This is a genomic window from Rhizobium sp. BK312, from assembly GCF_014193605.1.
GTDB lineage: Bacteria > Pseudomonadota > Alphaproteobacteria > Rhizobiales > Rhizobiaceae > Rhizobium.
Genome location: NZ_JACHZP010000004.1, coordinates 120729 through 139924 on the forward strand (window position 1 = coordinate 120729; position 19196 = coordinate 139924).

Consider the following 19196-nt stretch of genomic DNA (forward strand, 5'->3'; position numbering starts at 1 on the left):
GGGATTGGATCACCTTAACTTGCATCAGCTTGCCCTATGCCGTGACAGGAAATCGAGGAGCGCCGGATAGTAATCCCACGGGTTCTCATAGAAGGGCATGTGGCTAGCATTAGCGAAGACCTTGAGTTCGGCATCCTTCAAGGCAAGCTTCATCCTGAGTGCGCAGGCCGGCGTCAGCTCGTCATGTTCGCCCGCCGTGATCAGCACCGGCATGGCAAGTTGCGGAAGGTCCGGAATGCGGTTCCAGTCCTTGAGATTGCCGATATAGAGAAATTCGTTCGGTCCCTGCATCGTCTCGTAGGGACCCATGTTCCAATCGTCGAGCGAGCGGCGGACAGGTGCCGGCCATTCCGGCAGGCGGCAGACATGGCGATAGTTGAGGATGGTGACGGCGGCGAGATATTCGGGGTGGTTATAGGTGCCTTGCGCCTCGTGCTTCTGCATCATCGCGACCGTTTCCGGGCCGAGTACCGCGCGCAGCCGCTCCAGCTCCGAAATTAGATGCGGCATGTCCGCGACAGTATCTTCGAGGATCAGCGTCTGCAAGTTCTCGGGATAGGTCAGCGCATAGTCGATCGCCAGCCAGCCGCCCCAGGAGTGGCCGAGCATATGGACCTTGCCGAGACCGAGCGCCTTGCGGACGGTCTCGGTCTCCTCCACGTAGCGGCCAATGCTCCATAGACCCTTGTCGGTCGGGCGGTCTGAGGCGCCGGTGCCGAGCTGGTCGAAGGCAACGACCCTGTACCCCTTGTCGATCAGGCAGGAATGAGCCTCGCGCAGATAGTCGCAGGGCAGGCCGGGGCCGCCGTTCAGGCAGAAGACCGTCTCAGGGCCGCTGCCAAAGCTATAGGCAACCACCTTGTAGCCATCGACCTCGACGACATGCCGCGCCTCCGGCTCAATTTCACGCCACATTGACAACTCCGGCGAAAGATTCTGCTTGCTCAATATTTGAGCATGGCTAAATTTTTACCTTAAACCGCGCTCGGCACCAGCTATAAGAAGTGATAGGTTGGGAGGTCGCAGGCACAGATTGGAACCGCTGCATGTTCGATCAAATCGGAACCATCAGGCGCCAGTTCACGGCGCATCAGACGCTGGACGGCCGCATCGACCATATCTTCGAGGGTATGAAGGCAATCGGCTTCGAGGCTTTGATCTACGATTATTCGCCGGTTCCCTACGACCTCGACGGCAAGATCATGATCCCATCGCTTTTAAAGCTCAGGAACATCTCCGACGACATGTATGAATACTGGTTCGATCGCGGCTATTTCCGCATCGATCCGGTGCAGCAGGTGGCGCTACGAACCTCGGCGCCCTTCTTCTGGAATTATGATCCCGACGCCGATACGCTGATCAAGCGCTTCATGAGCGAGGCCACGGTTCCCGTTGCGCGCTACCTGAGCGAGCGCGACATGTCGACGGGTGTCACGGTGCCGGTGCACATGCCGCGCGGTGATTACGCGACGGTCACGGGAATTCGCTTTGGTGCCAACAAGGAGTTCGAGCGCGACGCCCTGCGTTATATCGCCGATTTCAACCTGCTTGCGCATGTCTTCCACGAGACGGCCTATTCGCTCTTCGACACCGCAGCGCTAAGTGTCGGCAAGATCCGGCTGACTGAGCGCGAGAGGGAATGCCTGCGCTATTCCGCCGAGGGCTATTCCGCCAAGGAGATTTCCCGCATTATCGATCGCTCGGTGCCGACTGTCGTCATGCATTTGAACGCCGCGGCAAAGAAGCTCGGCGCCAAGAACCGCACGCAGGCGGTCGTCCGCGCCACGCATTATCGGCTGCTGGACGTGCAGCCATCCTATAACTTCTGATAGCTGCCGCAGCCGTTTCGGTCGCGTTATGGTCTGCTCCATCGTAGCCTGGAGATGGAGAGACACGTGGCCGCAATCCCGACGCAGAAAGCCTTTCTGCCCTTTCGCGAATACCGGACATGGTACCGCATCACCGGTTCGCTCGATTCCGGCAGGCTGCCGCTCGTCGTCGCCCATGGAGGGCCTGGCTGCACTCATGATTATGTCGACAGCTTCAAGGGCATTGCCGAAATCGATGGCCGCGCCGTCATTCACTACGATCAACTCGGCAACGGCAAATCCACGCGCCTGCCAGAGAAAGGCCCTGATTTCTGGACACCGGCGCTTTTCCTCGATGAGCTGGACACGCTGCTGAGGCACCTCGGCATTCAGAATCGCTATGCCTTTCTCGGACAGTCCTGGGGCGGCATGCTGGGTGCCGAACATGCGGTGCGTCGACCGAAGGGGCTGAAGGCATTGGTGATCGCCAATTCGCCGGCCAACATGCATACTTGGGTCGCAGAAGCGAATCGCCTTCGCGAGGAGCTGCCGCAAGAGGTGCAGGACACATTATTGAAGCACGAACGCGCCGGCACGATCACCGATCCGGAATATATCACTGCCTCCCGCGTCTTCTATGATCGCCATGTCTGCCGCGTCGTGCCCTGGCCGGAGGAGGTTGCCCGCACCTTCGCCACCATGGACGAGGACAATACCGTCTACCGCAACATGAATGGCCCGACCGAGTTTCACGTCATCGGCACGATGAAGGACTGGACGATCGAAGACAGGCTTCCGCTCATCGAGGCGCCGACCTTGCTGATCTCAGGCAAATATGACGAGGCGACGCCTCTGGTGGTCAAGCCCTATGTCGATCGTGTGAGGGGCTGCGAGTGGGTGCTCTTTGAAAATTCGAGCCATATGCCGCATGTCGAAGAGAAGGATCTTTGCCTGAAGACGGTCTCGGAGTTCCTGGAGCGGTATGACTGATCTTTCGGCCTTAACGGGGTATCCAATTGCGCTGCCCGCCTCGCTTCTTCCATCGTGGACGACTTCGGTCCCCGATGGAATGGCGCGGTCGTTCTAGATCGGTTTGTGAAGCATAGGGCGACCATTGTCGAAGCTCTTGCGCCCCTTTTTCCAGCCGGCAATCACACGAGCAATCTCGCGCACGGCCGCACTGGGGCCGGCGCTGTCGAGGAGAACGATCGTCGCTTCGCCGCCGGCCTGGAGACGCGTGCTGCCGTCGAGTTGGCCCGCTGCCATTCCGCTCACCATGTCGAAAACCAAGGCCATATCTTCGTCACGCGAAAGCTGGGCCACATTGGCGTAAAGATTAGCCATGCGAATTAGCGAAGCGTCGCCATAGGGCGTGAAGGGATTAAGAATATTGTTGGTCGCAATCGACGTGGCGACCCCTCTTTCGGCGAGCAGATGGGCCGGCGCTACACCACGTGGAACCAGGCGGTCTTGGCCCCGGCCCATGAGGAACAGATCGGTTGCCGGTAGCACGGATAGAGCGATCCCGGCCCGTGCAAGGCGATCGGCGATGGCAAGCAGCTGTGCCTGTGGCATAGCCGACAGATTGGTGACGTGGCCAATCGATACGCGACCCTGCCAGCCATGACGGAGCGTCGCGTCGATCACCTTGGGCAGATCGGTTCGACCCGGATCGAGACTGAAATCGAGATGAAAGTCGACCGCAACATTGTGCTTTGATGCCAATGCGAAAATCATGTCCACATGCCGGCCGGGAGAGGGATCCGTATAAGGACAGCCTCCCACCAGATCTGCACCATCCGCAAGTGCGGCGTCGAGCATGTCGTATGTTTGCGGCTCATTCGTGAGCCCGTCTTGAGCAAAGGCGCAGATTTCGATGTCGATCGCGAAAGCATAATCCCCACGGATACGCTTGATCGCTTCAAAGGAGCGGAAGCCTGCGCGCGGATCGATCTCGACGAAGGTTCGCATCCTCGTGGTGCCGTGGGAAATCGCCTTCTCGACAACACGTGCAGCGCGCGAATAAACATCGGCTTCTTTAAAGCTTACCTTGGCTTTGGCGACTTCCTGCACGGCCTCGCTCAACGTACCCTCGCAAATTGCGCAGCGGTCGAGAATGCAGGCCTTGTCGAGATGGATATGGGTATCGACAAATCCGCCGAAGGCGAAGCTTCCCTCGCCGTCGACGTGCGATACCGCGTCGCATCGAATGCGGGGTTCTATGGCTGCGATCCGGTCGCCCCGAACTGCGATGTCGACGAAATCGCCGTCCTCCGCGATGCGAACGTTACGGATGATGAGATCGAATTGTTGATCGCTGGCGCTCAAAGTAGGATCGCGCCTCCATCGCTGCGCGGATCATGCGCGCCGTCGATCGATCCGTCGTTTCCGATGCGGATGACACCGGCTTGGCCGCCAAGCGGACTGAAAGCCTCGATTGTCGAGATCTCATGCCCCATGGCGGCAAGGGCCGACACCAATTCGGCGCCAATATTTTCCTCGATCTTCAGGCTGTCGCGGCTGTCCGAGAATGTGCGGCCGAGCAAAAAGCGCGGGCGTGCAAGGGCGGCAGCGGGATCAAGGCCGTGATCGATCAGCAGGCTGAGCAGCAGCGACAGCGTCTGTGGCTGGCCGTCCGCCCCTTGCGTCCCATAGACCAGATGCGGTCGCCCGTTCTTCAGCGCAAGACCTGGATTGAGCGTATAGAAAGGACGCTTTCCAGGCTGGATATGATTGGGGCTTGCCGGATCGGTGCTGAAGGCGGCTCCCCTGTTTTGCCAGAGGAGGCCGGTGTCGCCGATTACCACGCCGCTGCCCCAATCGAAATACAGGCTTTGCAATAGTGATGCGCATCTCCCATTGGCATCCACGGCGGCAAGCAGCGCCGTATCGCCGTGTCGATAGTCTTGCGGCCATGGCAAGGCCCATGCCGGATCGATCGCAGCAGCCTTGGCCACAAGGCGATCCGGATCGAGAAGGTGTTTCGCGACATCTGCGGCGTAGCGAGGATCGGCGATGGCGTGCCGATCGAGGAATGCCTGTTTCACGGCCTCGACCAGTGCATGATAATAGGCCGGGCTGTCGGGCTGGAAATCTGCCATCGGCAGGTGGCCGAGCACACCCATGATGCCGAGGGTGGTTATGCCTTGGGTCGGCGGTGGCGGAGCAAGAAGTATCGTGTCGCGATATACCTGCCGGAGGGGAGCGACAATATCGGTTTGCGTGGCGGCGAGATCGGCGGCGGAGAGCGGAGAACCGACCTCGGCAAGCCCGCTCGCAATTCGCCGGGCCAGCGCGCCCTCGTAGAATTCGCGGGTGCCGTGACGAGCTATAGCCTCGAGCGTCCGGGCCAAAGCGGGCTGGTGCTGGAGGCCGCCAGATCGGAAGAGCCCGGCGAAGCCCGGCCAGTCGTTCAGTTCATCGCGCCGGAATTCGTACCAGAAAGCCTGCGACTGACTGACCTGAAATCCGCCGTCGGCGAGCGCAATGGCGTCGTCGAGAAGGGCCGGCAATTGTTCGGTGCCTGCCCATTCGGCAGCGGAGTAGGCCAGCGCCTTCTCCCAGCTGTCGACGAGACATGCTGTCGTGAGCGTAGAGGCCGGCCCCCGCAGAGGTATCTCTCCCCGCGGCATGGCTGCCGCGGCCTGTCCGATGCCGAGGAAAGTCCGCGCATTGCCTTTCTCGTCTGACACCAGCCAGACGGCATCGCCGCCGAGACCGCAGAAATGAGGATAGGTAACCGACAAGGCAGCGCCGGCGGCAACAAGCGCTTCGATCGCATTGCCGCCGCGCTTCAACACTTTCGCGCCAGCTTGGCTGGCCAGCCAATGCGGTGTCGCGATCATTGCGCTGGAAGACGGCGAATTCGTTTGCGGGGTCTCTTTAGCAGAAGGGCTCATGGGTAGATTTCAGCGATGCTTCCGGTAGCGATGCGGTTTGGCGTGGAGCGACGGGGCGGCTTTCGACCGATACTCGGCCATTGGAGTCACGAAATCGTCCTTCAGGCTAACGGTAATGGCATGCGTTTGGCATGGGCACAATCCTGACGGCATGATCTGCAAAAAACCGTGCATGCAATACCGATGCCATAAGGAATCCTGGTTAGCCGTGCTCAGCATTTCGCCCGCTAAGCTTTTGTGTTTTATTTGGAATAAGTCTGCGGCCAACCAATCCCGGAAGAAAGCGGCCTTTGCCGGTTCTCCGAGATTGCCGCAGCCGATGCCTAACAATTCATTTCGTCATGAATAGGTGACGGAAAAAGCGGCAATCAGCTGCAGGTTCTCGAAATCACCGGCATGATGCGGTCGGCATAAGGCGGTCTTGGAAGGTCATTTTCCTTCTCATCGAGATCGGAGATCGACTGTGGGTGCGGGCGGGACGTCGGCGCCCGCACCCTTCTCTTCGGCCGGTCTCTTGGTCCGGAGGAGGGACAGCACAAAGACGAAAAAGACCGGGACGAAGAAGACGGCAAGGACCGTTGCGGAGATCATGCCGCCAAGGACGCCCGTGCCGATCGCATTCTGGCTGGCGGCACTGGGACCCGTTGCGATCGCCAGCGGCACGACGCCAAGCGTGAAGGCAAGCGAGGTCATCACGATCGGGCGGAAGCGGACGCGAGCAGCCTCGGCCGCTGAATCCAACAGGGACTTGCCTTGTGCGTAATAATCCCTTGCGAACTCGACGATCAGGATGGCGTTCTTCGCCGACAGGCCGATGATCGCGATGAGCCCGACCTTGAAATAGAGGTCGTTCGGCATGTCGCGGAGGATCGCCGCCAATACGCAGCCGACAATGCCGAGTGGTACGACAAGCATGACCGACAGCGGGATCGACCAGCTCTCATAGAGGCCCGCCAGCAGCAGGAAGACGAAGAGGATGCTGAAGGCGAAGAGGATCGGCGCCTGGCTGCCGGAGGCGATTTCCTCGCGCGACTGACCGGACCACTCGTAGCCGAAACCGTCAGGAAGTTCGGATGCGAGGCGTTCCATCTCGGCAATCGCGGCACCCGAAGACTTGCCTGCTGCTGCCTCGCCGGTGATACGGACGGTCGGATAACCATTGTAGCCGACAATCTGCGGATCGCCCTTGCGCCAATCAGCGATCGCGAAGGATGCCAGCGGCACCATCCCGCCGCTGGCGTTGCGGACGTTCAGCTTCATCATGTCTTCCACCTGCATGCGGCTGCGGCCATCCGCCTGCACGATGACCTGCTGCATGCGGCCGGCATTCGGATAGTCGTTGATATAGGAGGAGCCGAGGCTTGCGGTGATCGCATCGTTGATGTCGGTGAAGCCGACGCCGAAGGTGTTCGCCTTCTCGCGGTCGATCGCCAGCAGGATCTGGGCGGCTTCCTGCATGCCCTCGACGCGGACGTTCGTCACCACGCTGCTCTTGGCCGCCTTTGCCATCAATTCTTCCGCAGCTTGCTTGAGCGCCTTCTGTCCGCGCCCGGCGCGATCCTGGAGCCGGAAGGAGAAGCCGCTCGTCGTTCCGAAACCTTCGATTGGCGGCGGCGAAAGGGCATAGGAGGTGGCGTCCTTCAATCCGGCGAGCTGCGCGTTGACGCGCTCTGCGATTTCCGGCACCGAGCTGCCCGCCGGCCGTACGGCCCAGTCCTTGAGCGTAACGAAGGCGATGGCCGAGTTCGGCCCGTTTCCGGCGAAGCTGAAACCCTGGACGGCAAAGACGTTTTCGACGGCCGGTTCGGCCTTGAAAATCGCCTCGATCTGCTTCAGCGACGCGATCGTGCGGTTGGCGCTCGCCTCCGGCGGTCCCTGGACGTCAATGATCAGAATGCCCTGGTCTTCCTCCGGCACGAAGGAACCAGGCAGGTTGACGAAGAGGTAGCCGAGACCGACGGCAAGTGCGAGATAGACGGCCATCACGCGTCCCGACCGGCGCGCAAGGCCGGCAGCCGTCTTGGTGTAGCCCGCCGTCATTCCGTCGAACTTGCGATTGAACCACCCGCCGAGCCCCTTCTTCTCATGATGATTTCCGTCGATCGGCTTTTCAGGAAGGTGGCGCAGAGCGCCGGCGTCAGCGACAGCGCCAGGAAGGCGGAGAACATGATCGAGACGACCATCGTCAGCGAGAACTGGCGATAGATGATGCCGGAAGCTCCCGGGAAGAATGCCATCGGAATGAAGACGCAGGACAGCACCAGCGTGATGCCGAGGATGGCGCCGGTGATCTGCTTCATTGCCTTCTGCGTCGCGGCTTTCGGCGGCAAACCCTCTTCGGCCATGATACGCTCGACATTCTCGACCACGACAATGGCGTCATCGACGAGGATGCCGATCGCAAGCACCATGGCAAACATGGTCAGCACGTTGATGGAGAATCCTGTCGCATACATGATGGCGCAGGTTCCGAGCAGGGCAACGGGCACGACGAGCGTCGGGATGACCGTGTAGCGGAAGTTTTGCAGGAAGACGAACATCACGATGAAGACGAGCACGATCGCCTCGATGAGCGTGTGCACGACCTTCTCGATCGAGGCATTGACGAAGGGGCTGGTGTCATAGGGGATCGAGTACTCGACACTTTTCGGGAAGAACTTCGACAGCTCGTCCATCTTCGCCTTAACGGCCCCCGAGACGGCAACGGCGTTGCCGGTCGAGGAAAGCTGGATGGCAAGGCCGGCGCTCGGATTGCCGTTGAGCCGGCTTGCAGTCGAGTAGGTTTCCGCGCCATCCTCGACGCGGGCGACGTCGCGCAGGCGCACGGTCGAACCGTCGGGATTGGCGCGAAGGATGATGTCACCGAATTGCTTCGCGCTGTTGAGCTGGCCCTCGACGATCACGGTGGCGGTCAGATCCTGGCTGACCGGATTGGGCGTCGCGCCGATCTGACCGGCTGCGACCTGCGCGTTCTGGGCGGCGATTGCCGCGCTGATGTCGGCCGCCGTCAGATGGAGGCCGACCATCTTGTCCGGGTCGATCCAGACGCGCAGCGCCCGCTGCGAGGCGAAGACCTGCGCACGGCCAACACCGGGAAGGCGGCGCAGCTCTCCGAGGATATTGCGGTTGATGTAGTCGCCGAGCGCGATCTCATCCAACTTGCCGTCGGTCGAGGTCAGAGCCGCGATCAGCAGGAAGCCGGCACTGGCTTCTTCGACCTGAATGCCTTGCGTGCGAACGGCCTGCGGCAGTCGCGCCTCGATGCGCCGCACCGCATTTTGCACGTCGACGGTCGCCTTGCCGATATCGGTTCCGGAGACGAAGGTGGCGTTGATGCTCACCGAGCCGGAATTGTCGGAGGTCGACTCGAAATAGGCGATGCCGTGGACGCCGTTCAGCTCCTGCTCGATCAGCCGGGTCACGCCCTGATAGATTTCCTGCGGCGAGGCGCCGGGGTAGGAGGCGGAAATGGAAAGCTGCGGAGGAGCGACGGCGGGATATTGCGCGACCGGCAATATCGGGATGGTAATGATCCCCGCAATCATGATGAAGAAAGCAAAGACCCATGCGAGGACGGGTCGCCTGATAAAGAACTGTGCCATGATTTGATTACTTTGCGGCCTGGTCTGAGGTGTTCGGCTCGGCGCTTGGCGGCGTCCACGGTTCGGTGACGACCTTGCCACCGGGCGTGACCTTCGGGACGCCGTCCGCTATGATGGTTTCGCCATCCTTCAGCCCGGAAAGCACGATCCATTCGGCGCCGAGAGACGTGCCGAGGGCGATGTTGCGCACCTGTGCTGTTTGGTCGGCGGAGATCACGAAAATTTGCGGATTGCCCTCGGCGTCCCTCATCACCGCCCTTTGCGGAATGGTGATGCCGCTCTTCTGGACCGCCTGCTGGATGCGCACGCGGACATACATGCCCGGCAGGAGATCGCCATCGGGATTGGGAAATTCCGCACGCAATGTGACCTGTCCCGTGTTGGGGTCCACATTCGCGTTCGAAAACAGCAGCTTGCCTGGCTTGGAATAGCTCTTTCCACCGTCGAACACGAGCTCGACGGATGCCTGTCCGGGTGCCGGGCTCTGCAGCTTGCCTTCGCTGACGGCCCGCTTCAGCGCCAGGAGGTCCTGCGCGGATTGCGTGAAATCGGCATAGACCGGATCGATCTGCTGGATGAGCGCGAGATTGGACGCGCCTTCCGCGGTCACAAGCGTTCCCTCGGTCACGAGAGCGCCACCGATGATGCCGGTGATGGGCGCTTTTACCTCGGTGTAGTCCAGATTGATCTCAGCTTCGTCGAGGGCGGCTTGCTGAGCCGCGACATCGGCGTCGGCCTGTGCGAGATTGACGGCGGCTGTATCATAGTCGACGGCGGTCGAGACATTGCGCTCTCGCAACGAGCGCTGGCGTTCCAGCTGTTGCCCCGCATTGGCCTGGACGGCCTTCGCCTTCTGCAAGGCCGCCCTGGCGCTCGCCACCCGCACCTGAAACAGCTTCGGATCGATCCGGTAGAGAACGTCGCCCTTATGGACGAGGCTGCCCTGCTCGAAGACGCGCTCCTGGAGAATGCCCGAGACGCGAGCACGCACCTCGGACCCGGGTCGCGGCGATGCGCCCTGGAAGCTCGCTCATGACAGGCACCGGATGCGCCTTGATTTCCAGGACACCGACTGTGGGAGCGGGCATTTCGCTGCTCTCCTGCGCGTAAGCCTGGCTGGAAACCAGCATAAGCATCGCCATTGCCGCCAATATCGCCTTCCCGCAAGGCAGTTCGATTGCAGATCGCATAGATGTATTCCCAATTGACTGTGGCGCGAGGAGATCGTCGCTCCGCGTCTCGACGGCATGAACTCATTCGAAAGGAGCCGCTTCAACGCCGGGCGCGAATGGCACTTTCGTCCGAGGCTAAGCAAACATTGGGATTGTTGGCCTTCGGTCGACGTTTTGTGGAGGTTTTATGGAGGAGGGCAGAGGAATGTTGACGCGCAGGCCCTGTCTGACGTTTCTATCCGGTAAAGGAGCCTTGGATGGAAAATGCATTGATATTGATCGTCGAGGACGAGCCGGAAATCTCCGATATTCTTGAACGCTATTTTGAGCGCGAGGGGTTTCGTGTGCTGACGGCTTCGGATGGCGAGATCGGGCTTTCCCATCACCAGCGGCTGCGGCCCGATCTCGTCGTCCTCGACGTCAAGCTGCCGAAACTCGACGGTCACACCGTGCTTGCCACCATCCGCCAAAGAGGCGATACGCCTGTTATCATGGTCACGGCACTTGCCGACGATCTCGACAAGCTGCATGGGCTGCGCTCCGGCGCCGACGACTATGTGGTCAAGCCGTTCAACCCGGTCGAGGTGGTCGCCCGGGCGCGGGCGGTTCTGAGACGGGCGACGGGAAGTGCTGCGAACAAGGTGCTGCGGGTCGGCAGGCTCGCAATCGATCCGATCGCCCACATGGCCGTCGTTGAGGACGGCGAAAGCCGCATATCGTTGAACCTGACGCGCACCGAATTCCGCATCCTCGAATATATGGCTGGGTTTCCGAACAGGGCCTTCGAACGCGGCGAGATCGTCGATGCCTGCCTTCCCGAAGGCGATGCACTTGACCGCACCGTCGACAGCCACATGAGCAAACTTCGCCGCAAGCTCGATGCCGCCGGTGTCGGCGAACTTCTCAATGGCGTCAGGGGAGTAGGTTACCGCCTTGGCGATTTCGGTTAGCAACAGCCTTAACAGGCAAATCATCTGGTCGACGACCATCGTCGCCTTCGTCGCTCTGTCGGTGATGTTTTTCGGCTTCCTGATCTACGGCTATGTCTACGAATGGCTGTTCAAGGACTCCGCTCCGCCGGACGACTGGGCCGTCAGCGATTTCGTCGTGCTCGGCATCAACGTGGCAATTGGCCAGGCCGTCGGCGCTTATGTCGGATGGCGGCTTGCCCGGCGTCTCGTCAAGCCTCTGACGGCCGTGACGGAGGCTGCGCGCCTTATCGCGGATGGAGACTTCGCGGGACGGGCGACCGGCGAAGGCAATTTCGGCGAAGCTGACCGTCTGATCAACGATTTCAATCGGATGGCAGAGGAGCTGCAAAGGGCGGAAAAGGAGCTCCAATATTCGAATTCGGCCATCGCGCACGAGTTGCGCACGCCGCTGACGATCCTGCGTGGGCGCATGCAGGGGCTGGCGGATGGGGTGTTCGAGCCGAGCCAGGAGGTATTCCGCGGATTGATCGGACATATCGATGCTCTGACGCGCATCGTCGACGACCTCAGGACGCTTTCGCTGATGAATGCCGGGCGCATGGAGCTGCAGCAATCGCGTTTCGACGTTGGAGAAGAAATCGCAGACATCATCGATTCCGTTGGGCCGGCGCTTGCCAGCCTCAGCATCAGGATTGAAACCGACTTGCAGAAGATGCCGGTGATTGCCGATCGGGCGCGCATCCGGCAGGCAATGCTTGCGCTCATCGACAATGTCGCACGCTACGCTCCGGGCTCGAGGTTGAGTGTAGCCTCTCAGGAGGCCGGCAACCTGTCCGTCATCATGGTTTCGGATGACGGCCCCGGCATGACGGCTGCGGAAAGCGAACGGGCCTTTGAGCGGTTCTGGAGGGCCGACGATGCGAGAACGCGAAGAGGCGGCGGGTCAGGCCTCGGCCTCGCCGTCGTCAAGGCGATCGCCGAGGCGCATGGCGGCCACGCGACGATCGACAGCCGCAAGGGTGGCGGCACGACCGTTGTGCTGACAATCCCGCGCTGCTGAGATCGTGCGCAGGGCAGCAAATGGCCTGTTCCAGGCGTTCGGGAATCCTCATGCGCTGAGAATCCGCCGCAACACCTCCACCAATTCGATTGTACCTCGACGGATCTCGCCCACATCTTTTTCGACATCTATTCGGTCTGCATTGTGGGCGGTATAAAGTTCGACCAGTAGTCGCGCATAGTCTTCGGAAAGACCCGCCCGCATGAGTGCGGCTTGCCATTCGGTCTGGGGAAGCGGTTTGGCAACGATCTCGCGCCCGGCTAGCAAGCCGATGGCCGCCGCAACGCCATTCGGCGTATAACGCCGAGGACCTTCGGCATGAACAATCCTTAGCGCGGTGTCCTGCTTTTCCAAAAGCAGTTCGGCCGCGATCGAACCCACGTCATAGGCGGAGATGGTCGGAAGAAGCTTGGTCAGCGGATGATAGAAGCTCGGCAATCGGCCGCTATCCGCCGCTACCTTTGCCAGACGTGCCCAGTTCTCCATGTGCTCGGCCGATCGCAGCAGGATAAGCCTTTCGGTCTCCAGCCGACGCAGCCGTGTTTCAAGCGCGTGGAAGATCAAGGTGACGCCGGTGCCAGAGCTATGCTGCGCGCCATAGTCGGAAATGGCAAGAATGGTTCGCGGCTTGGCGGCTGACAGCGCTTCGCCAAGGCAGTCCACCACTCGTATCATGCTGGAATAGGCTTCAGCGGCGCGAATATCGACCGGGCAAATGATCTGGACGGCGCTCGCCCCCTCGAATGCGGCCGTCAGCGCCCGATGATCATGTATATCGGCAATGGCGATCTCGCAGCCAAGATCCAAAAGGGCCTGTGCTTTCGAGCCGTCACGCAGAACTGCGCGAACGGGAACGCCAGCCTTGCGCAGGGCGGCGATGGTCGTGCGGCCAACCTTGCCGGTGGCGCCCAGAATTGCGTGCATTGCATCTTCTCCTGTCGATTTTCCTGCAGTCTAGCCATGTATGCTCGCGGGATCGCACAGATCCGGATGGTCAATTGCAGGTTTGGACGACAATCGAAGTCATGAATGCATCCGGCTCAGCATGCCGGGGGTGAGGCCGAGGATGCGCCGCATCCAATGCGTCATGTGGCTCTGATGGGCAAACCCTGTCGCCAAAGCGATTTCGGCGAGCGGCATGTCGGTGGAGAGGATGAGCAATTTGGCGCGCTCGATCCGGCGCGTCAGCACATAGTGATGAACCGGCACGCCGAAAGTGGCGCGAAAGAGTGGCTTCAAATGCGATACGCTGAGACCGACCGTCGCGGCAAGATCGCCAAGAGACAGCGACTGATCGATATGGGCTTCGATGAAATCCACCAGGCGTCGTTGATGGCGGTTTGTCAAAGTGGCGCCTATCGCGGCTGTGCCGACCGAAGTCTGTTCGCCGCCTTCTATCAGGCGGATCGACAGCGCCAATCCCAGCGCTTCCGCATAGGTTTTGTCCGACGGGACCGGCGACTCGATTTCGGCCTTGATCGCCCAGGCGATCGATTCAATCCGCGAATCCCGAAGCTGGAATTTTGGTGCCAGAGAAACCGCATCCGAATTTCTGCCGAGCGCTTCTGCGGCGGATTGAAGGAGTTCGTGCTGGATATTCAGGCGTAGAATGGTGCAGTCCCCGTCATCTTCCCACCAGCCATCGAGTCCGGCAGGAACGATATCGATATCGCCATGCGCCTGCCGACGGCGGTATTGACGGCCGTCGCACTCACAAAAAGCATTTACGGCCCGCCCGAAATGAATGCCGAGCCGATGCGTCTGCGACCCCGGCACATGGGTTCGGCCAGCCTGAATACGAAGGAAATTCGCTTCCAGGCCCTTCCAGCCGCGATCCGTGCTGGAGAGGAGTGTCGCGGCGGTGCTGTTGAGCTGGTCCATGTTTGCGCGCTTCCGTTAATCCATCGTCCGCAACTGGGACGATCTATATCCAGAGAATATAGTTAGAGCGGCGCATCTGGTCGAGCTGTCTTCGGCAATGTGCGGCCGTCACGCCCATCGGTGTGGTTCGCGCGCCGGAGATCAGCGAATGATCAGGCAGAATGTCCGAATGAACGCGGTCCCGTTGGAGAGGCCGCGTCCATTTCTGCTGATCGAATGTCACTTCCAGCTTGTAAAGTCGGCGGCGGCGCAGCCGAACGGGGCGCGTTGATCGCCGAAACGCTTCTTCAACTGATCGCAGCCCCAGCGGTTGAGAGGCGCCGGCATCATATTGTTGAGATCCATGGCGGGCGATGTGAATTGCGAGCCGGCGCTGGTCACATACCAGATCCAATAGCCGAAAACGCCGCCGATGAAGAGAAGTATGACCAGAAAAAATCTGGCTAGCCGCGCCATGACGGACGGCCCTCTTTTTCCTTGGACAACGAGCTCCGGCGGATGGGCGCCAAGTTCTGCTGTCAGCGGCGTAAGAATGCCTGCGCGCTCCTCCGCCGAGATGTCGATGCGTTCCAGCCGGTTGTCCAAAAGCACCGGGAGGGCCGTATTTCCATGCCAGACGGCAAGCGCCACCGCCTTGTCGCCTTTTGCGCCAACGACCAGCGGCTCCTGTCCGGGCTCGAAGATCGTATGGGCTGTTCGTCCGGTTTTTCTGCCGACGATCTTGTCGGCATAGGTCACTATCAGTCGCTTGCCGCGTCGCTGGAAAGCGGTGATTTCCACCGGAACCGGCTCGAGCTGGGCAGGCCGGCGCAGTTGTCCGCGGGCGCGCCAGACGCGCAGGATCTGGAAGATCGCGGCAATGCAGGCGCCGCCAAGAAGAGCGACGAAGACGGCAAGCGTTATGATCCGGTTCCAGAGCATATCCAGTCCGAGGCTGAGGGTCGCCAAGTCTGGATGATCTCTGGAGATGACGAGGTCAGTGTCATAGTCGCCGGCATGGATATCGACGAACATGATTTCGACATCCTTGTCGTAGGTCTGCCCATTGTAGGCATATTTGAGGTGCGCCTCGCAGGTGGTGAAGAAGCCTCTTCGCGTTGAGCATTTTCCGTCGTGGATATCACCATCGGCGAGATTGATGGGGTTTTGGCTGATCGTCCAATCCCTCAATATGCCCGGCGCTTCGTAAACCGTCATGAAACCCGTAAGCGCAATCAGGATCGGCAGGGAGAAATAGACGGCCTTCGGCGTCGTGATCACCCCTCGAGCAAGCATGATGGCTCTCTGGGGAAGCTTAATCGTCGGAAATGTCATTGTCTGCCGTGAAACTCCGAATGGTTGCGTAGGCAGCCGCAAGGCGAGGAGCGAAGCATGTGCTTCGCCAGATCCCGGGGTTGATTTGGTGCCTACATTAGCAGCGCGGGAAAATAGGCGTTTTGCTTGACAGCTCAATATATGGTTGTGAAGCATTCCCCGGCTTTACGATGATGTGATATCAAATGCTTGCAGCGTGTGACCTTTTTGCCTCGCAAGATCAATTGACGGGTCGAGCCCGCTGGTTTTCACTTTGAACCGGTAATTCGAGGCCAAAAAGAAAAGCAACATGACCATGTCGCCTGGAGCAGGTCTGCGGCCGCTCCGTCATGTCGCATCCAGATAGGGCTTCAGGGGCATGTCGTCGTGCCGGGGCACCGTCTGACGTTCGATCATGTGGTGAATGACCGGCGGCCCGTCGCCACGATGCAGTCTATCCAGCTGTTCGGCGACCTCGACATCGGCATGCGTCTGGCGCTGGCCGTGGCGGACATAGTCGATCCATGTCGGCAGATGGTAGCTTTCCGTCCAGGTGTTCGGTTTTTCGAGATCGCGCAACAGCGACCATTGCTTCGCGCCATCGCGGATTCTCATCCGGCGGCGCTTCGCCATGACGGCCAGGAATTCCTCTACGTCCTCTTGCTCGATGTCGTAGTCCACCATGACGAGGATCGGGCCGCTTCTGGGGCGCAGGTCGAGCTGCAATTGCGGCTCGCTGAAGGTGTTCGTCGGATCCAGATTGAGGGATTCGAAGTCCGGCTGCTGCAACAGGAGGCCAAGCAGACCGCCAATACCGAGAGCGGCGCTTGCGATGAGAAGGGCGCCGGTCACGCCGTGGGCATCGGCCAGTTCGCCCCAGAGCCAGCTCCCCACAGCCATGCCGCCGAAGGTGGCGGTCTGATAGAGAGACAAAGCGCGGCCGACGACCCAGCGCGGCGTGGAAAGCTGAACCGTGACGTTGAAGAGAGAAAAGGCCTGCACCCATGCGACGCCGGCCGGCATGAGCAGAAGGCAGCTTAGCCATACCTGGTCGCTAAGCGCCAGGAAGAAGCAGCTGACGGCCAGCGTGAAGAAGGCACCACGGATCACCCATTCATTGCTCAGCGCATCGCGGATACGGCCGATCAGCATCGCGCCGCAGATGGCGCCGAAGCCGAAGAAGCCGAGCATGATGCCGTAGGTTATTGCGGTGCCATGCACATGATCGCGTGCAACGAGAGGCAGCAAAGCCAGAATGACGACCGCCGTCAGGCCGAAGACGAAGCTGCGGCACATCACCTTGAGCAGGTTCGGCGACATCTGGACGTAGCGAAATCCGGCAGACATTGCGCTGCCGAAAGACTCACGCGGCAGCGTGTTGCGCACAGGAGCCTTCTTCCAGCGCCATAGGGTGAAGATGAGTGCAAAATAACAGAAGACGTTGAAGAGAAACGCGAAGGCCGCGCCTGCAGCCGCCACGATGACGCCGCCGATCGCCGGCCCGATGCTGCGCATGAGGTTATAGCTCATGCTGTTGAGCGCGACCGCACCCGGCAGATGCTCGCGCGGCACGACATCGCCCATCGATGCCTGCCATGACGGGTTATGCAGCGCGCCGCCGCAGCCGATCATGAAGGTGAAGCAAAGCAGCAGCCAGGGCGTCAAGGCATTGCTGTAGGACAGGATCGCCAGCGTTGCCGATACGCTGAGCATCAGCGTCTGCGCGATCAGCATGATCCGTCTTCGGTCGTAATTGTCGGCAAGCGCGCCGGCAGCGAGCGAAAAGATCATGACAGGCAGCGTCGTGGAGGATTGAACCAGGGCGACCATGCCATGGGAGGTGGCGAGGCTGGTCATCAGCCAGGCAGCCCCAACACCTTCGACCAATCCGCCGAGATTGGAGATGAGTGTTGCCGACCAGAGAGAACGGAATGTCTTGGACTGAAACGCGACGAGCGGGGAGGTTCTCTTGGGCATGTCGGCTTTTCTTCGCAGGATTGTCTTGCTCGGCGGCAAAGCGAACTCGCTCAAAGCGTACGCACCGCCGAGTCGGTATCAACCCTATAGTGATTTGCTAAGTTCCGAAATCATTTTGGAATAATATTCTCGTCAATGAAGGCGGAATTGAGCTCTGGCCGAGGCCCTCGTTAATTCAGAGCAGCTCTATGAGCCTCGGCGCCATAAGCTTTATCCGGCATTTCGTTGACCAGGTGACATTTGGCGTCTTGATGATTCCGATCGCCTGGGTCGCCTGGCCTCAATCCAGCGGGTCTAGAAGAATGGCACGGAAGTCGTTGACGTTCGTGCCGGTCGGTCCGGTGACGAATAGGTCGTCGATCGCGGCGAAGGCCGACCAGCTGTCGTTGTGCTCCAGGAATTCGGCTGCATTCTTCTCTCGAGCGGCAAGCCGTGGAACGGTGGTGCCGTCGGCAAAGGCACCGGCATTGTCCTCGGAACCGTCGATACCGTCCGTGTCGGCGGCAAGCGCCGAAATGCCCTTTTGGCCGGAAATGGCGCAGGCGAAGGATAGGAGGAACTCGCTGTTGCGACCGCCTTTGCCCTTGCCCTTGATCGTTACCGTGGTTTCCCCGCCAGACAGAAGAAGCAAGCGCTCTTGCGATGGCAGCCCCCGCTGCAGGATCTTGGCTACGATCGCCGCATGTTGACGACCGACTTCCGATGCTTCGCCCTCGATGGCATCGGAAAGCACGATCGTCTCGACGCCGGCCTTGCGGGCGACATCGGCAGCCGCATCCAGTGCGATGGCCGCCGAAGCAACGAGCTTTATCTCGTTGCGGGCGAAATGAGGGTCCGAGGGCAGCGGCGGCTCATCCGTGCCATCCTCGAGATGACGCATCACCGCGTCAGGTAAATCGAGACCATAATGTTCTATGATCGCAAGTGCATTGGCGCGGGTCGTCTCGTCGGCAATAGTCGGGCCGGAGGCAACCAGGGCGGGGTTGTCGCCGGGAATATCTGAAACGACGAGGGAGACGACCTTTGCCGGATGGGCAAGGGCGGCCAGCCGCCCTCCTTTGATACGCGAGACCTGCTTGCGCACGGCATTCATGGCGCCGATCGGTGCACCGGAGGCAAGCAAGGCCCGGTTGACAGCGATCTCATCGGCAAGCGTGAGATCGCCGGCCGGCGCGGGCAGCAGTGCCGAGCCGCCGCCGCAGATGAGGGCGACGACCAGATCGTCTTCCGTGAGACCGCCCACCGCTGCCATCAACCGATCTGATGCGTGCAGGCCACTTTCGTCCGGCACCGGATGCGCGGCTTCGAGAACCTCGATACGCTCACACGGCACGGCGTAGCCGTAACGCGTCACAACAACGCCGGAGAGCGGTGCATCCCAGAGACGCTCGAAGGCCCGAGCCATCTGCGCCGCTCCCTTGCCGGCACCGACCACCACCGTCCGGCCCTTCGGTTTTTCCGGCAGATGGGCGGCGAGCGCCTTGTCCGGATCGGCAGCCGCAACCGCTGCATAGAAGAGCCTTTCCAGAAAGGCGCGGGGATCGGCGATGTCAGGCATCGGGTCTCTCACAT

12 protein-coding genes and 2 pseudogenes are annotated in these 19196 nt (G+C 60.5%); 4 read left to right on the forward strand and 10 right to left on the reverse strand.

The genetic code is table 11. The features are described from left to right. Positions 1-24: 24 nt before the first annotated feature. Entirely contained in the window at positions 25-915 is an 891-nt protein-coding gene (locus FHT85_RS12885) for a proline iminopeptidase-family hydrolase (RefSeq protein ID WP_112411022.1), read from the reverse strand. A gap of 131 nt (positions 916-1046) precedes the next feature. On the opposite strand from FHT85_RS12885, the gene FHT85_RS12890 reads away from it, so the two are divergent. Both FHT85_RS12890 and FHT85_RS12895 read left to right on the forward strand, forming a co-directional pair. Further along, positions 1047-1829 carry a LuxR family transcriptional regulator gene (locus FHT85_RS12890; RefSeq protein ID WP_112411021.1) on the forward strand — a complete coding sequence of 261 codons (783 nt, stop codon included), beginning with the start codon at positions 1047-1049 and terminating at the stop codon, positions 1827-1829. A gap of 54 nt (positions 1830-1883) precedes the next feature. Then, entirely contained in the window at positions 1884-2798 is a 915-nt protein-coding gene (locus tag FHT85_RS12895; RefSeq protein ID WP_162709664.1) for a proline iminopeptidase-family hydrolase, read from the forward strand. A 93-nt stretch (positions 2799-2891) separates the two neighbouring features. Here FHT85_RS12895 and FHT85_RS12900 read toward each other — a convergent pair whose 3' ends face one another. The 4 genes and pseudogenes from FHT85_RS12900 to FHT85_RS12915 form a co-directional block, all read right to left on the reverse strand. After that, positions 2892-4136: an amidohydrolase family protein gene (locus tag FHT85_RS12900; protein ID WP_112411019.1), complete on the reverse strand. Its 1245-nt coding sequence runs from the start codon at positions 4134-4136 to the stop codon at positions 2892-2894. Continuing rightward, positions 4133-5707 carry a gamma-glutamyltransferase family protein gene (locus FHT85_RS12905; RefSeq protein WP_112411018.1) on the reverse strand — a complete coding sequence of 525 codons (1575 nt, stop codon included), beginning with the start codon at positions 5705-5707 and terminating at the stop codon, positions 4133-4135. Before FHT85_RS12905 ends, FHT85_RS12900 begins: the two co-directional genes overlap by 4 nt. Before the next feature lie 441 nt (positions 5708-6148). Then, positions 6149-9309: pseudogene (locus FHT85_RS12910) on the reverse strand (multidrug efflux RND transporter permease subunit). A 7-nt stretch (positions 9310-9316) separates the two neighbouring features. Continuing rightward, a pseudogene (locus tag FHT85_RS12915) lies at positions 9317-10499 on the reverse strand (efflux RND transporter periplasmic adaptor subunit). A gap of 239 nt (positions 10500-10738) precedes the next feature. On the opposite strand from FHT85_RS12915, the gene FHT85_RS12920 reads away from it, so the two are divergent. After that, a complete protein-coding gene (locus tag FHT85_RS12920; RefSeq protein ID WP_112400154.1) occupies positions 10739-11431 on the forward strand; it encodes a response regulator in 693 nt (230 codons plus the stop codon). Next, on the forward strand, positions 11415-12473 hold the full coding sequence (locus tag FHT85_RS12925) for a sensor histidine kinase (RefSeq protein ID WP_112411016.1): 1059 nt from the start codon (positions 11415-11417) through the stop codon (positions 12471-12473). The genes FHT85_RS12920 and FHT85_RS12925 overlap by 17 nt, the downstream gene beginning before the upstream one ends. Positions 12474-12521: 48 nt before the next feature. On the opposite strand, the gene FHT85_RS12930 is transcribed toward FHT85_RS12925, so the two are convergent. The 5 genes from FHT85_RS12930 to FHT85_RS12950 form a co-directional block, all read right to left on the reverse strand. Then, complete coding sequence (locus FHT85_RS12930; protein ID WP_183774121.1) at positions 12522-13397, reverse strand: NAD(P)H-binding protein; 876 nt, start codon at positions 13395-13397, stop codon at positions 12522-12524. Positions 13398-13496: 99 nt separating this feature from the next. After that, the gene (locus FHT85_RS12935) at positions 13497-14354 is read right to left on the reverse strand and encodes a helix-turn-helix domain-containing protein (protein ID WP_112411014.1); all 858 of its coding nucleotides are present in this window, start codon (positions 14352-14354) and stop codon (positions 13497-13499) included. Between the two features lie 219 nt (positions 14355-14573). Continuing rightward, positions 14574-15629 carry a hypothetical protein gene (locus FHT85_RS12940; protein ID WP_246779967.1) on the reverse strand — a complete coding sequence of 352 codons (1056 nt, stop codon included), beginning with the start codon at positions 15627-15629 and terminating at the stop codon, positions 14574-14576. Positions 15630-15995: 366 nt separating this feature from the next. Further along, complete coding sequence (locus tag FHT85_RS12945; protein WP_112411012.1) at positions 15996-17624, reverse strand: MFS transporter; 1629 nt, start codon at positions 17622-17624, stop codon at positions 15996-15998. A gap of 280 nt (positions 17625-17904) precedes the next feature. Next, a complete protein-coding gene (locus tag FHT85_RS12950) occupies positions 17905-19182 on the reverse strand; it encodes a glycerate kinase (protein WP_112411011.1) in 1278 nt (425 codons plus the stop codon). Positions 19183-19196: the final 14 nt, after the last annotated feature.